12 protein-coding genes are annotated in these 13,764 nt (G+C 64.3%); 6 read left to right on the top strand and 6 right to left on the bottom strand.

Features of this window, described 5'->3' with window-relative positions; genetic code table 11:
- Positions 1-94: 94 nt before the first annotated feature.
- Both CT676_RS34335 and CT676_RS34330 read left to right on the top strand, forming a co-directional pair.
- Entirely contained in the window at positions 95-1,036 is a 942-nt protein-coding gene (locus CT676_RS34335) for a DMT family transporter (protein ID WP_085404425.1), read from the top strand.
- 60 nt (positions 1,037-1,096) lie between these two features.
- Complete coding sequence (locus CT676_RS34330) at positions 1,097-2,176, top strand: zinc-binding dehydrogenase (protein ID WP_135216302.1); 1,080 nt, start codon at positions 1,097-1,099, stop codon at positions 2,174-2,176.
- On the opposite strand, the gene CT676_RS34325 is transcribed toward CT676_RS34330, so the two are convergent.
- From CT676_RS34325 to CT676_RS34315, 3 genes are all read right to left on the bottom strand, one after another.
- Positions 2,154-3,581 carry a TAXI family TRAP transporter solute-binding subunit gene (locus CT676_RS34325; protein ID WP_085404423.1) on the bottom strand — a complete coding sequence of 476 codons (1,428 nt, stop codon included), beginning with the start codon at positions 3,579-3,581 and terminating at the stop codon, positions 2,154-2,156. The two genes, CT676_RS34330 and CT676_RS34325, sit on opposite strands and share 23 nt — an antisense overlap.
- Before the next feature lie 51 nt (positions 3,582-3,632).
- Positions 3,633-4,553 (bottom strand): polyphosphate kinase 2, encoded by a 921-nt coding sequence (ppk2, locus tag CT676_RS34320; protein WP_085404422.1) that lies wholly within the window; start codon positions 4,551-4,553, stop codon positions 3,633-3,635.
- Between the two features lie 97 nt (positions 4,554-4,650).
- On the bottom strand, positions 4,651-5,112 hold the full coding sequence (locus CT676_RS34315; RefSeq protein ID WP_014497003.1) for an Lrp/AsnC family transcriptional regulator: 462 nt from the start codon (positions 5,110-5,112) through the stop codon (positions 4,651-4,653).
- 135 nt (positions 5,113-5,247) lie between these two features.
- Here CT676_RS34315 and CT676_RS34310 point away from each other — a divergent pair, with 135 nt between their 5' ends.
- Positions 5,248-7,611, top strand: a complete 2,364-nt coding sequence (locus CT676_RS34310) for a transketolase (protein ID WP_135216300.1) — start codon at positions 5,248-5,250, stop codon at positions 7,609-7,611.
- Positions 7,612-7,880: 269 nt separating this feature from the next.
- On the top strand, positions 7,881-9,311 hold the full coding sequence (locus tag CT676_RS34305; RefSeq protein ID WP_085404420.1) for an aldehyde dehydrogenase family protein: 1,431 nt from the start codon (positions 7,881-7,883) through the stop codon (positions 9,309-9,311).
- A gap of 276 nt (positions 9,312-9,587) precedes the next feature.
- Here the strand turns inward: CT676_RS34305 and CT676_RS34300 are convergent, their stop codons facing one another.
- Positions 9,588-10,556 carry an SMP-30/gluconolactonase/LRE family protein gene (locus CT676_RS34300; RefSeq protein WP_085404419.1) on the bottom strand — a complete coding sequence of 323 codons (969 nt, stop codon included), beginning with the start codon at positions 10,554-10,556 and terminating at the stop codon, positions 9,588-9,590.
- A gap of 91 nt (positions 10,557-10,647) precedes the next feature.
- On the opposite strand from CT676_RS34300, the gene CT676_RS34295 reads away from it, so the two are divergent.
- Entirely contained in the window at positions 10,648-11,472 is an 825-nt protein-coding gene (locus CT676_RS34295; protein ID WP_085404418.1) for an NAD(P)-dependent oxidoreductase, read from the top strand.
- 70 nt (positions 11,473-11,542) lie between these two features.
- Here CT676_RS34295 and CT676_RS34290 read toward each other — a convergent pair whose 3' ends face one another.
- Both CT676_RS34290 and CT676_RS34285 read right to left on the bottom strand, forming a co-directional pair.
- Positions 11,543-12,373: a potassium channel family protein gene (locus CT676_RS34290; protein WP_193560925.1), complete on the bottom strand. Its 831-nt coding sequence runs from the start codon at positions 12,371-12,373 to the stop codon at positions 11,543-11,545.
- 29 nt (positions 12,374-12,402) lie between these two features.
- Positions 12,403-13,308 carry a transglutaminase family protein gene (locus tag CT676_RS34285; RefSeq protein ID WP_085404417.1) on the bottom strand — a complete coding sequence of 302 codons (906 nt, stop codon included), beginning with the start codon at positions 13,306-13,308 and terminating at the stop codon, positions 12,403-12,405.
- 192 nt (positions 13,309-13,500) lie between these two features.
- Between CT676_RS34285 and CT676_RS34280 the strand changes: the two genes are divergently transcribed.
- Positions 13,501-13,764, top strand: coding sequence for a GlsB/YeaQ/YmgE family stress response membrane protein (locus CT676_RS34280; protein WP_028146794.1), 264 nt, complete (start codon positions 13,501-13,503; stop codon positions 13,762-13,764).

The following is a 13,764-nucleotide window of genomic DNA, read 5'->3' as shown; positions in this document are numbered from 1 at the left end:
GTCGTTTTTTACGATCGTTCCCGAATCGTCGTTTTCCCAGGTTCCAGCCGTGACACCGCCGCCCGCCGTAGCCGCAAGGCTCGACAGTATTCCCATGCCCGTGCCGGAGAAGAAGCAGGAGGTTCGCCGCGCGCCTGCGCGCGTCGATCATCCCTTCAAGGGCATCGCGCTGGTGCTGTTGTCGACGGTATTCCTCGGTTGTTCCGACGTCACCGCAAAGTATCTGTCGACGAGCCTGCCGTCGATCGAGATCACCTGGATCCGTTTCGTCACATTCGCGCTGATGTTCACGCCGGTGATGCTGCCGGGCTCGCCGCTGCATGCGATGCGCACCGATCGCCTCGGCCTGCAATTGATGCGCGGCGTCGCGCTGCTCGGCTCCTCGCTGTTCTTCATCACCGGTCTCCGTTTCCTCCCCATCGCGGAAGCCTCGGCCACCGGCTTCGTCTCGCCGCTGTTCGTCACCGCGCTGTCGATCATCTTCCTGAGCGAGACGGTCGGCATGCGCCGCTGGATCGCGACCGCGATCGGTCTCATCGGCGTGATGATCATCCTGCGTCCGGGCTCCAATGCGTTCCACGCCGCCGCGTTCTTCCCGATCATCTCGGCATTCTGCTGGGCTGCTGCGCTGATCCTGACGCGCATGATGAGCGGGCGCGAAGCCGTCCTCACCACCATGGCCTATTCGGCGCTCACGGGCGTTGCGATCCTCAGCCTGATGGTGCCGTTCGTCTGGGTGACGCCGAGCTGGACCGCGATCGGGCTCGGCATCGTGATCGGCGTCGCGTCCACCGTGGGCCAGTGGATCATCGTGCTGGCCTATCGCTACGGCGATGCCTCGGTGCTGGCGCCGTTCTCGTACACGCAGTTGCTGTGGGTCAGCATTCTGGGCTTCTTCCTGTTCGGCGAAGTGCCTGACGTCTGGACCGTCACTGGTGCTGCCTTCATCGTCGCCAGCGGTCTCTACATCGCCCATCGCGAGCGCATCCGCCGCGCCCAGCTGCTGGTGCTGGAAGAGCGTTCCCCGAACCCCTGACGCAAGTTCGCGCGTCCCGCTTCGTGCTATCAACGGCTCCAACAACACGGGAGGAGCCGGATGCGCGCTGCGATTTTCAGGAACGGTGAGATTGTCGTCGACCGGATGGCCGAGCCAAAGCCAGGTAACGGTCAGGTGCTGGTCAGGACGCTTGCCTGCGGCATCTGCGGCTCCGACCTTCATGCCCGCCAGCATGCCCCCCGCATGGTGGAGATGGCGAAGAAGACCGGCCGCAAGCCGATGGACCTCGCCCGCGACGTCGTGTTCGGCCATGAGTTCTGCTGTGAGATCGTCGATTACGGTCCCGGAACCGCGCGCAAGCTCAAGCCCGGCACCCGCGTCTGTTCGCTCCCAGCGCTCGTGACGCCGCAAGGCATCGAGGGCATCGGCTATTCCAACGACAATATCGGCGGCTATGCCGAGGCGATGCTGCTCAGCGAGCCCCTGCTGCTTGAGGTGCCCAACGGTCTCGCGTCCGAACATGCGGCGCTGACCGAGCCGCTCGCCGTCGGTGTCCACGCCGTGGCGAAAGCCAACATCCGGGGCGGCGAGGTACCGCTCGTGATCGGCTGCGGCCCGGTCGGGCTCGCGGTGATCGCAGCGCTGAGGATCAAGGGCCTGCATCCGATCGTCGCCGCCGACTATTCGCCGGCGCGGCGTGCACTGGCCGCAAAGCTGGGGGCCGATATCGTCGTCGATCCCAGGGTGACGCAGCCCTACGCGACCTGGGCCGAGCACGCGCAGATGTCGGAGGCCGAGAAGGCGGCGCGCCCGCCGTTGCAGGCCATGCTGCCGGCACTGAAGCCCGCAATCATCTTCGAATGTGTCGGCGTGCCCGGCCTGTTGCAACAGGTGTTCGAGGGCGCCCCGCGTGATGCGCGCATCGTGGTGGTCGGCGTCTGCATGGAGACCGACAGGAGCGACACCATGCTCGGCATCATGAAGGAGCTCAATGTCCAATATGTGCTCGGCTACACGCCGGATGAGTTCGCAGCGTCACTGCGCCTGATCGCAGAAGGGCAGGTGGATGCGGCCGCGATGGTCACCGCCGAGGTCGGCCTCGACGGCGTCGCAAAGGCGTTCGCTGATCTCGCCAATCCTGAGGCGCACACCAAGATCATCGTGCAGCCGTGGAAATAGGGAACGGCTGAAGCACGCCGCCATCGGGTTTCGCGGCGACGTCGGCATCGCTCATCTGGGCGATCACGGCCCGGCGGTCGACGATCGCCTGATGGAATTGCGCCAGCACGAGACCGAAGGCGGTGAGGTCGCCGTCTTCGATGGCGCCGTCCTCGTGACAGGCCAGCGTCTCGCGCAGTATGTCGTCGGCTGCGCTCTGCATGGCGGCGAGATCGTCGAGCGACGTCGCCTCCCGCACGCTGGAGATCGCCGTCAGCAACCTGTCGCGATGCAGCGCGTTCTCGCTGCGCTCCTCGCGCCGTAGATAGTGCCGCAGCCACGCGGCCACCGAGCCGAAGCCCGAGAGCAGCAGCACTGCGCCCCAGATGTAGTCGCTGTACTTGTCCATGAAGCTGCGCTCGTTGCCGTCGATAAAGGCGGCAGCTCCTGGATGGGCCGGCAGCGCGGCGTCCTTGTCGGTGTCAGGCTTCTGGATGTGACTGGCGCCGGGTAAGTCCTTCACGAGCGACTGACGGACCGTAAACAGCTCGCGGGTGAAGGCAGCGACCGTGTCCTCGGACAGTGAAGCGGGCGCGACGATCAGATGATTGACGGCGATGGTGTCGATCTTGTCGTCCGGCCGCTGCGGCGTCGTGGAAAATGCGCTCGCGGGAATTTCCTCGGATTCGTAGAGCGGGTGCCGCTCGGCGATGGCGTCGGAGACGTCGACGGACAGGAACTTGGGCTCGCCGCGCAGGCGTGCGGTGGTGGCGATCGTGCTTGCGATCGCCTTGTCGCCGAGTGCGCCCACCATCATGAAGGCGTCGAGCGTTGAGTCCTGGGCCATCTCGGAGATGCGGTCGATACTGAACTGTGCGATCGTGACCTTCTGCGGGTTGACGCCTGACTCGGCGAGGATGACACGAAGCAGATTGAGATTGGCATCGCCAAGGCCGACGACACCGATGCGGCGCCCCGTGAGGGGGGCGATCTCCATGATCTTCGGCCTGGCGGCGCCCTTGCGCGCCGCTGGCGCCCACAACACCACGAAATTCCGCCGCAGGATCGCCACCGAATTGGTGTCGGCCGGCATGGCGAAGTCGCCGCGAGCCACCGCGAGGTCGGCCTTGCCGGCGCCGAGCAGATTGAGGCTTTGCAGTGTGCCGTCGGTCTCGATCGGCACGAGCCGCACCGCGCCACCCCTGGCGTCGAACGCCTTCGCCACCGCCGCAATCAGCGCCTGGTCGTCACTGCCGGCCGGCCCGACCGCGATGCGTAGCGTCGCCGGCTGCCAGAGCCAATAGGCGAGGGCAAGAACGACGGTGAGCACCGAGAGCACGCTTTCGAGCGCGAGCCACGGGCCAAAGCGATTCCGGCGGCGAGACGACGCGTCTCTCCTCACGCTCAGATCGCTCGGCACGGGCATCTCGCTTTCCTCATCGGCAAGCTCGCCCGACGGCAGGCGCGGCGGGTGCCGTCAGTATTTCGAAGGCACGTACATCTCCGGCGGAATCGGGCCGCGGTGATAGTCGGGATTACGGACGCGCGGCGGCAGCACCACGGGCACGCGGGCGACCTCCTGGTACGGCATCTGGCTGAGCAGATGCGCGATGCAGTTGAGGCGGGCGCGCTTCTTGTCGACGGCGTCGACGATCCACCACGGCGAATCCGGCAGATGCGTGTGCTCCAGCATCGTCTCCTTGGCCTTGGTGTACGCCTCCCAGCGGCTGCGCGCCTCGACGTCCATCGGGCTCAGCTTCCATTGCTTCAGCGGATCCCTGATGCGCATGCTGAAGCGGAACTGCTGCTCGTCGTCGGTGATCGAGAACCAGTATTTGACGAGAGTGATACCGGAGCGGATCAGCATCCGCTCGAACTCCGGCACCGTCTTGAAGAACTCCTGGTATTGCTCCTCGGTGCAGAAGCCCATCACGCGCTCGACGCCGGCGCGGTTGTACCAGCTGCGGTCGAACAGCACGATCTCGCCGCCGGCCGGCAAATGCGACACGTAGCGCTGGAAGTACCATTGCGTGCGTTCGCGCTCGCTTGGTGCCGGAAGCGCCGCGACACGGCAGATGCGGGGATTGAGCCGCTGGGTGATGCGCTTGATGACGCCGCCCTTGCCGGCGGAGTCGCGGCCCTCGAACAGCACCACGACCTTCTTCTTCTCGCTCTGCACCCAGTCCTGGAGCTTGACCAGCTCGCCCTGGAGCCGCAGCAGTTCCCGGAAATAGAGCCTGCGATCAACCGTCGGGCGGAGCGCGTCGGTCTCGTCCAGCAGCTCGTCGAGCCTGCTGTCATCGAGCTCCATCTCCAGCTCTTCGTCGAGATCGTCGGTCATTTCCCGGATGATGCGCTCGCGTTTGGCCATTTCAGGGGTGCGGTCGGATGCGGTCATGGGTCCTTCTTTCGGCAGGGTGCCTGTCGCCCGTGACCATCGGCGGGGGTTTATTGCGCCCATGTGACACCGGTTCCGAAATAGCCCGGCGGGGCCGTCAGACCGGCAGGGCGATCGAATATTTGACCTGGCTGAGCGCGAAGCTCGACTCGATCGAGGCAATGCCGTCCAGCCGGGTCAGCTTGGTCTTCAGGAAGGTCTCGTAGGAGGCGAGGTCGGCCGCCACCACGCGCAGGAGATAGTCGCGGTTGCCGGTCATCAGATAGCACTCCAGCACCTCGTCCCATTTCGAGATCGCGCGGGCGAAACGATTCAGATCCTCCTCCTTCTGCCGCGCCAACTTGATCGAGATGAAGACGCTGACATGCAGCCCCAGCGCCTTCTGGTCGACGGTCGCGATGTAGCGGCTGATGACGCCGCGCTCCTCCAGCAGCTTGACCCGGCGATGGCAGGGCGACACCGAGAGCCCGACCTTGTCGGCGAGTTCCTGCATTGTCAGCCGGCTGTCGTTCTGGAGCAAAGCGAGGATTTTCCGGTCGATGGCGTCGAGGTCTGGCATTGGGATGAAACCTGTCTGAAGTGCTGATCCATTGGTAAAGTATCCCAATATTTGGAGGTATGGCGCGAAAAATTGAGAAGTTTGGCGCCGCCCGCGGGCGTATCATCGTCCAACCTGTTTCCGGGAGCCATTGCGATGCCCGTTGATACCGCCCGTCTGGACACATTGACCGCGCTGGCCCGCAAGGCGCTGTGGCTGTCGTCATGGACCATCCATCACGCCAACCACATCCGCGCCAACGCGGACGGGCTCAAGGTCGGGGGACACCAAGCCTCGTCTGCCTCGCTCGCGACCATCATGTCGGCGCTGTATTTCAGCGTGTTGCGCCCTGAGGATCGCGTTGCGGTGAAGCCGCATGCGAGCCCGGTGTTCCACGCCATCCAGTATCTGTTCGGCCGGCAGACTCGCGAGAAGCTGGAGAACTTTCGCGGCTTCAAGGGCGCGCAGTCCTATCCCTCGCGCACCAAGGATGTCGACGACGTCGATTTCTCGACTGGGTCGGTCGGCCTCGGCGTCGCGCAGACGCTGTTCGCATCGCTGGTGCAGGACTACGTCAAGGCGCATGGCTGGATGAAGGATCGCCGCGAAGGGCGGATGATTGCCCTCGTCGGCGATGCCGAGATGGACGAGGGCAACATTTTCGAAGCGCTCGCCGAAGGCTGGAAGCACGGCCTGCGCAACACCTGGTGGGTGGTCGACTATAACAGGCAGTCGCTCGACGCCGTTGTGCGCGAGGGGCTCTGGGAAAAGTTTGAGACCATGTTCCGCAATTTCGGCTGGGACGTGGTGATCGTGAAATATGGCCGCCTGATGCGCGAGGCCTTCGCCGAGCCCGGCGGCGAGGCGCTTAAAGCTTGGATCGACAATTGCCCGAACGCGCTCTACGCGGCTCTGTGCTTCCAGGGCGGCGCCGCCTTCCGCAAGCATCTGCACGACGAGATCGGCGACCAGGGCCCGATCACCAAGCTGATCGACAGGCGCAGCGACGAGGAGCTGCTGGCGCTGATGTCGAACCTCGGCGGCCACGACATGGCGAGCATGCTGGAGGCGTTCGAGTCGATCGATCACGATCGCCCGGTCTGCTTCATCGCCTACACCATCAAGGGCGTCGGCCTGCCGTTCCAGGGCCACAAGGACAACCACGCCGGCCTGATGACGGTCACGCAGATGGAGAAATATCGCGAGAGCCAGAACATTCGTGCGGGCCATGAATGGGACAAGTACGAGGGCCTCGCGCAGGACGCCGCCGAGCTCGACGCCTTCCTCGCGCGCGTGCCGTTCAACCAGGACGGCCGCCGGCTGACCGCGCCCGTGGTCGGGGTGCCCCAGCAACTCGCGTTCAAGCCGTCGCCGCAGATGTCGACCCAGCAGGGCTTTGGCCTCGTGCTGAACGAGATCGCGCGCGACGACAGCGAGCTGGCGAGGCGCATCGTCACGACCTCGCCCGACGTCACGGTCTCGACCAATCTCGGTCCGTGGGTGAACCGGCGCGGCCTGTTCGCGCGCGGCGAGAAGGCGGATTTATTCCGCAGCGAGAAAATTCCCTCCACGTTCAATTGGGACTTCTCGCCCAAGGGGCAGCATCTCGAGCTCGGCATCGCCGAGATGAACCTGTTCATCATGCTCTCGGCGCTCGGTCTGTCGCACCAGATCAACGGCGAGCGGCTTTTGCCGGTCGGCACGCTCTACGATCCCTTCATCGAGCGCGGCCTCGATGCATTGAACTACGCCTGCTACCAGGATGCGCGCTTCATGGTGGCCGCGACGCCCTCGGGCATCACGCTGGCGCCTGAAGGCGGTGCGCACCAGTCGATCGCGACGCCGTTGATCGGCATGGCGCAGGACGGGCTCGCCTCGTTCGAGCCGGCTTTCGTCGACGAGCTCGCCGTGATCATGGCGTGGGGCTTCAATCACATGCAGCGCGATCCGGGCGAGGGCGGCTCGGTCTATTTGCGGCTCTCGACGCGCAGCATCGAGCAGGCGCAGCGGATCATGACGCCGGAGCTTGCGCAGGGCATCACCGACGGCGCCTATTGGCTGCGCAAGCCGGGGCCCAATGCCGAACTCGTGATCGCCTATACCGGCGCGGTCGCGCCCGAAGCGATCGAGGCGACCGGCTTCATCGGCGAGAGCCGCCGTGACATCGGTCTGCTCGCGATCACCTCGGCGGATCGCCTGCATGCGGGTTGGACCGCTGCGCGGAAATTGCGGCGCGATCGGCGGGGTGTGCAGCATCTCAGCCACATCGAAAAGCTGCTCGCGCCGCTGCCGCGCGACTGCGGCATCGTGACCGTGATCGACGGCCATCCCTCCGCGCTCGGCTGGCTCGGCAGCGTCCGCGGTCATCGCGTCGAGGCACTCGGCGTCGAGCAGTTCGGCCAGACCGGCACCATCGCGGACCTCTACCGCCATTACGGCATCGATGCGAACGCCATCATCGATGCGGCCGAAAGCCTCACCACCGGCGCACCGGTGCTGCACCGGAAGATGGCGGTGTAGTTGAGGTAACTGCCCTGTCATTCCGGGGCGACGCGTAGCGTCGAGCCCGGAATCCATACTCCCGATCGTGGTTATGGATTCCGGGCCCGCGCCAAGTAGCGCGTCCCGGAATGACACCTGAGGGAGCCTTGCCTCGTTCCCGCCATCGGCTCATATATCCTCCGTCCGCAGCAACGCTGGCCCCGCATATGGCGGGTTCAATTGCCGGCGCTTTCGTGCAAGGATGCCTGCCGAAACGCCCCCTCCAAGCCCCCAAGAAGAGGTTAACGATGGTCAATCGCATGCAATTCTACATCGACGGCGCCTGGGTCGATCCCGCCGTCAAGAAGTCCACCGCCGTGGTCAATCCCGCGACGGAAGAGGCGATGTACGAGGTTGCGCTGGGCTCCAAGGCTGACGTCGACAAGGCCGTCACTGCTGCCAAGCGCGCCTTTGCAACCTTCTCCCAGACCAGCCGCGAGGAGCGCGTCGCGCTGCTCACGAAAGTCATCGAGATCTACAAGGGCCGCCTCAAGGAGATCGGCGCCGCCGTCTCCGACGAGATGGGCGCGCCGCTGCCGATGGCGGAGAAGCTCCAGGCCGGCGCCGGCCTCGGCCACCTCATGACCACGCTCGACGTGCTCAAGAACTATCATTTCGAGGAACCGGTCGGCACCGCCATGGTGCTGCGCGAGCCGGTCGGCGTGGTCGGCATGATCACGCCCTGGAACTGGCCGCTGAACCAGATCGCCTGCAAGGTTGCGCCTGCGCTCGCCGCCGGCTGCACTATGATCCTGAAGCCGTCGGAGTTCACCCCAACCTCGGCGTTGATCTTCGCGGAAATCCTCCATGAAGCCGGCGTGCCGAAGGGCGTGTTCAACCTCGTCAACGGCCTCGGCCCCGAGGTCGGCGCCGCTATGAGCGAGCATCCTGACATCGACATGATCTCGTTCACCGGCTCGACCCGCGCCGGCATCGATGTGGCCAAGCGCGCCGCGCCGACCGTGAAGCGCGTCAGCCAGGAGCTCGGCGGCAAGTCGCCGAACGTCATCCTCGAAGGCGCCGACCTGACCAAGGCGGTGACCGGCGGCGTGATGCACATGTTCAACAACTCCGGCCAGTCCTGCAACGCACCCTCGCGCATGATCGTGCCGCTGTCGAAGATGAAGGAAGTCGCCGCGATCGCGAAGGCTGTCGCCGATAAGACCAAGGCCGGTGATCCCCGCGCTGAAGGCACTACCATTGGTCCGGTCGTCAACCGCGGCCAGTGGGACAAGATCCAGGGCCTGATCAAGAAGGGCATCGACGAGGGCGCAACGCTCGTTGCCGGCGGCCCGGGCCTGCCCGAAGGCGTCAACAAGGGCTTCTACGTCCGTCCAACCATCTTCGCCGACGTCACCCCCGACATGACGATCGCCCGTGAAGAGATCTTCGGACCGGTGCTCACCATCATCGGCGCCAAGGACGAAGCCGAGGCCGTGCACATCGCCAACGACACGCCCTATGGTCTCGCGGGTTACGTCTCGGGCGCTTCGGTTGAGGACGCCAAGCGCGTGGGTCGCCAGATCCGCGCCGGCAACGTCAATCTCCAGGGCGTGCCCAACGACCGCACCGCGCCGTTCGGCGGCTACAAGCAGTCGGGCAACGGCCGCGAGTGGGGCAAGTACGGCCTCGAGGACTTCCTCGAAGTGAAGGCCGTTGCGGGCTTCAACGCGGCGTAAGTTTTTTCGCCTGAACAAGCATGACGCCGGAGCGGGAAACCGCTCCGGCGTTTTTCGTTTTGCTCCGTCGTCATTGCGAGGAGCGCAGCGACGAAGCAATCCAGGCTGTCTCCGCGAAAACAGTCTGGATTGCTTCGCTTCGCTCGCAATGACGGAGGAGGGACCTCGTTGGGTGGGCAAAGGAGCGTAGCGACGTGCCCACCATTCCGCGACGAACAAGAAGCGGTGGGCACGCTTTCGCTTTGCCCACCCTACGAGACCGTCTCTGCGGAACGCCTATCCCCCGACCGCGCCTTGCGTGTTCACATACAGCGCGTAGATCGACTGGCTTGCCGCCATGAACAGGCGGTTGCGCTTGACGCCGCCGAAGCAGAGATTGGCGCAGCGCTCGGGCAGCGCGATGCGGCCGATCATGACGCCGTCGGGCGCGAATACGACGACGCCGTCGAGCTCGGGATCGCCCATACCCCAGCCGCACCAGAGATTGCCGTCGATGTCGCAGCGCATGCCGTCGGGCGTGCCCGGGCCGGCATCGATGTGGACGCGCTTGTTGGAGATCGTGGTGCCGTCGGGCGAGACGTCATAGGCGAGGATTTTTCGGTTCGGCACGCCGCGCGATTCCACGACATACAGAATCTTCTCGTCGGGCGAGAAGCACAGCCCGTTCGGACCGAGCACGCCTTCGGCGACGATGGTCGCCTTGCCCGTTGCAGGATCGAGCCGATAGACGTTCGGCTCGATCTCGGGCTCCGCCTTGTAGCCCTCGTAATTGCCAAGCAGGCCGAAGGTCGGATCGGTGAACCAGATCGAGCCGTCGGACTTCACCACCACGTCGTTCGGCGAGTTCAGCCGCTTGCCGCCGAACGAATCCATCAGCACGGTGATGCTGCCGTCATATTCGGTGCGCACCACGCGGCGGCCGCCATGCTCGCAGGTGACGAGCCGGCCCTGACGATCCCTGGTGTTGCCGTTGGCGAAATTCGAGGGCTTTCGGAAGACCGAAACGGTTCCGGTCTCCTCCTCCCATTTGATGATGCGCTGGTTCGGGATGTCGCTGCACAGGAGATAGCGTCCGTCGCCGAACCACACCGGACCCTCGGCCCAGCGCAGGCCGGTCGCCAGCCGCTCCACTGCCGACAGCTTTAGCCAGTATTTTTCGAAGCGGGGGTCCAGTGCTTTTATCGCCGGATCGGGGTAATAGGTCGCCGGCCGCCAGCCTTGAGTGTGGGGCGATGCATCGTTCATGTGCAGGTCTCTTTGTTGCGTTCCCTCTGTCCAAGTCTGCTAGCATCAGTTATCTACGGCCGCAAATCGGTCACCACAGGCGAGGGAAGACATGCCGCGTATTTTGATGACGGGAGCTTCGGGCGGAATCGGCACGAGCCTGCGAAAGCTGCTGCCGCCGATCTATCCGGATCTCCTGCTCTCCGACATCAAGCCGCCCGCCGATCTCGGCGCGAACGAACAATTCAAAGCGGCGGATCTCGCCGATCTCGCGCAGTGCGAGGCGATCTGCGATGGCGTCGACGGCATCATCCATTTCGGCGGCTATTCGGTCGAAGGCACCTGGGACCAAATCCTCCAGGCCAACATCATCGGCGGCTACAATTTGTTCGAGGCCGCGTACCGCAAGGGCGTCAAGCGCGTGGTGTTCGCCTCGTCCAACCACGCGGTCGGCTTCTACCCCCGCCATCACAAGATCGGGACCGACGTCACCCCGCGCCCCGACGGGCGTTATGGCGTCAGCAAGGTGTTCGGCGAGGCCGTCGGTGCGCTCTACGCCGACAAGCACGGCCTGAAGGTGACCTGCCTGCGCATCGGCAATTTCGGCGACATGCCGCTCGACCAGCGCCGGCTCTCGATCTGGCTGAAACCCGACGACCTCGTGCAGCTCTGCCGCATCGGGCTCGAACATCCCGACATCCATTTCGAGGTCTTCTACGGCGCCTCCCTCAACGAGCGCGCCTGGTGGGACAACCACCGCGCCTACGAATTCGGCTATCGCCCGACGGGGCGCGCCGAGGATTTCCGCGAGCACGCGATGGCCGAGCAGACCAAGCTGAAGCCGGATCCGGTCGGCGACCACTACCAGGGCGGCGCGTTCTGCAGCAACGAGTTCGACGGCGACACGAGCCGGATCATTGATTGGAATAAGCGCTGAAATGCCATACCCCCTCTCCACAGTTATGAGGTGAGGGGGCCTCTCCGCGGCACTCGTGCCGGCATGCAGCCTAGTCCATGCCTTCATCGGGAATGTTCAAGACGGTGCCACACGCTTTGCAATGCACCGCGTCGACATCGTGGCGCTGCAGGGCGCAAACCGGACAGGGGAAGCGTACCTTGGAGGGCGCGAGCAGTGCCTTGGCGAGATTCAGGAAAAGGGTCACGCCAAAGATCATGATGACGACGGTGATCAGGCGGCCGACGGTCCCTGGCAAGGTGATGTCGCCGAAGCCGGTCGTGGTCAGTGCGGTGACCGTGAAGTAGAGCGCGTCGGCATAGTTGGCGATCTGATGATTGTGAGACTTCTGCGTCTCGTAGACGATCCCGGTCATCACGAAAATGAACACGCCGAGGTTCACGACGGCAAAGACGACTTCCTCGTTTCGCCGGAAGAAGGGGCTGTCGACCCGGAGCCGCGCCACCATCTGGTAGTCGCGCAGCAGCCGCAATGTTCGAAATGCGCGCAGGAAGCCGCCGGCCTCTCCGGCGAGCGGCGCAAGGAACGAGATGATGACGACGATGTCAGTCCAGGTCGAAAGTCGCGCCAGGTCATGCAGCGGTTGACGGCTGATGATCATCCGTGCGGCGAAATCCGCAAGGATCAGCACGCCGAACACGACATCGAGCGACTCGATGGCCCTGTTGCGAGGCAGGAACGAGGTCGCGATGATGAACAGAACCGTGACGATGTCCAGCGCGAGCAGGGCGTATCGGAATTTTATGCAGCCGAACGTGTCGCCTTCGTAAAGTTGCCGGATCCTGCCCTTCAGGGCCTCGAATGGGACGGCGACGGCGTCGAGCGGCCCATGTCCCTTCGTACTGTTGCGATAAAATGCCATGGTCAGCGACCGCCGCGCATCTCGGTAGCCTATGCTTCCGAAGGATCGAGCATTTCGCCGATCTTGTTGACGGCGACATTGATCGACATGCCCAGGTAATCGCCGGGTTCGCCGAACCACGAGCCAGTCAGCGGCACGGCCTGGCCCGGATGCCGCGCAATGGCCACCGGAATGAGGTCGAAGCCAGCGCTCAAACTGTTGGTTGGATCGTAATCCAGCCAGCCGGCGCCGGGCAGGAATACCTGCACCCATGCGTGGGTCGCGCCGGAGCCGGTCATGCCCACGGCGCCGCCATCGAGCGCCGCATCATAGAGATAACCGCTGACGAAGCGCGCGGCAAAGCCGAGCCGGCGCAACGTCTCGATCATCAGCCAGGCGAAGTCCCGGCAGGTGCCCGATTTCGTGCGCAGCGTTTCGCCGGGTGACTGTGTGCCTTCGGCATCTCTGCCGCAATAGCTGAAGTCGCTGCGAAACTTGCCGAGCATTCGGCGCAGCACGTCGGCGGTCCGATCCTGATCGCCGGCAACGAAGCTCTTGGTCCACGCCGCATGGCTGCCGTCTGCATCGTCGGCATGCGGGCGCAGGTAACCGGCAAGGTCGGTCCATTCGTCCGGGGTGTACTGCACGGGGACCTCCTCGGCCCGGAGGTCCAGCGGAAATGTCTCCAGACCCTTGATGCCAAAATAGACGCCACGAACCCTGAACGTGAATGTCAGCTCGCTGCCGGGTTCGCTGAAGTCCATCACCGTGACGGCATTGGAGCGGGAGTCGGTTACCCAATGCACCTTTGATGGCAGGCTGGTAGCAGCGGACCAGCGAAGCAGCCGGGTCGAGGCGCCGCGCCGCGGCAGGAACATCGCCCGGTGCGTGCCGAACCTCACCGGCTTTGCATAGCGGTAGGTCGTGGTGTGCGTGATCTCGCCTATGATCGCCATGCATCGATCCGCTTCGCATTGCGGGGCTCGTTGAGCACCTTCCGCACAAGAAAGAGCAGGGACCAGCTTTCGGCTCGGCCGCTGCTGCCCATTGATCTAGATCAACGTCGTTCCCGGGATCGTCTGGCCCATCAAGCGATCACGCATTCCTTCAGACGTTGATGTGCAAACCGACCGAATGGAGCGATGGACATGGGTATCCTTTGGACGATCATCATTGGATTTATCGTCGGCGTGGTCGCGAAATTCATCATGCCCGGCGACAAATCCGAGCCCACGGGGTTCATCCTGACGACGGTTTTGGGGATCGTCGGTGCGTTCGTCGCGACGTGGCTCGGTCAGGCCGTGGGATGGTATAAGTTCGGGGAGGGCGCCGGCTTCATCGGCAGCGTGGTCGGCGCCATCATTCTCCTCTTCCTGTACGGGCTTGTTATGGGTCGTCAGGGCCGCGCCTGA

Source organism: Bradyrhizobium sp. MOS001, assembly GCF_004634465.1.
GTDB lineage: Bacteria > Pseudomonadota > Alphaproteobacteria > Rhizobiales > Xanthobacteraceae > Bradyrhizobium > Bradyrhizobium barranii.
Note: the sequence above shows the minus strand (reverse complement) of the source record. Positions and strands in the feature narration are given on the sequence as shown.

What these genes read in the sequence shown, in the direction of transcription:
- CT676_RS34335 (WP_085404425.1), top strand. Translation starts at nt 95, where the DNA reads ATGCCCGTGCCGGAGAAGAAGCAGGAGGTTCGCCGCGCGCCTGCGCGC.
- CT676_RS34330 (WP_135216302.1), top strand. Translation starts at nt 1,097, where the DNA reads ATGCGCGCTGCGATTTTCAGGAACGGTGAGATTGTCGTCGACCGGATG.
- CT676_RS34325 (WP_085404423.1), bottom strand. Translation starts at nt 3,581, where the DNA reads ATGCCCGTGCCGAGCGATCTGAGCGTGAGGAGAGACGCGTCGTCTCGC.
- ppk2 (WP_085404422.1), bottom strand. Translation starts at nt 4,553, where the DNA reads ATGACCGCATCCGACCGCACCCCTGAAATGGCCAAACGCGAGCGCATC.
- CT676_RS34315 (WP_014497003.1), bottom strand. Translation starts at nt 5,112, where the DNA reads ATGCCAGACCTCGACGCCATCGACCGGAAAATCCTCGCTTTGCTCCAG.
- CT676_RS34310 (WP_135216300.1), top strand. Translation starts at nt 5,248, where the DNA reads ATGCCCGTTGATACCGCCCGTCTGGACACATTGACCGCGCTGGCCCGC.
- CT676_RS34305 (WP_085404420.1), top strand. Translation starts at nt 7,881, where the DNA reads ATGGTCAATCGCATGCAATTCTACATCGACGGCGCCTGGGTCGATCCC.
- CT676_RS34300 (WP_085404419.1), bottom strand. Translation starts at nt 10,556, where the DNA reads ATGAACGATGCATCGCCCCACACTCAAGGCTGGCGGCCGGCGACCTAT.
- CT676_RS34295 (WP_085404418.1), top strand. Translation starts at nt 10,648, where the DNA reads ATGCCGCGTATTTTGATGACGGGAGCTTCGGGCGGAATCGGCACGAGC.
- CT676_RS34290 (WP_193560925.1), bottom strand. Translation starts at nt 12,373, where the DNA reads ATGGCATTTTATCGCAACAGTACGAAGGGACATGGGCCGCTCGACGCC.
- CT676_RS34285 (WP_085404417.1), bottom strand. Translation starts at nt 13,308, where the DNA reads ATGGCGATCATAGGCGAGATCACGCACACCACGACCTACCGCTATGCA.
- CT676_RS34280 (WP_028146794.1), top strand. Translation starts at nt 13,501, where the DNA reads ATGGGTATCCTTTGGACGATCATCATTGGATTTATCGTCGGCGTGGTC.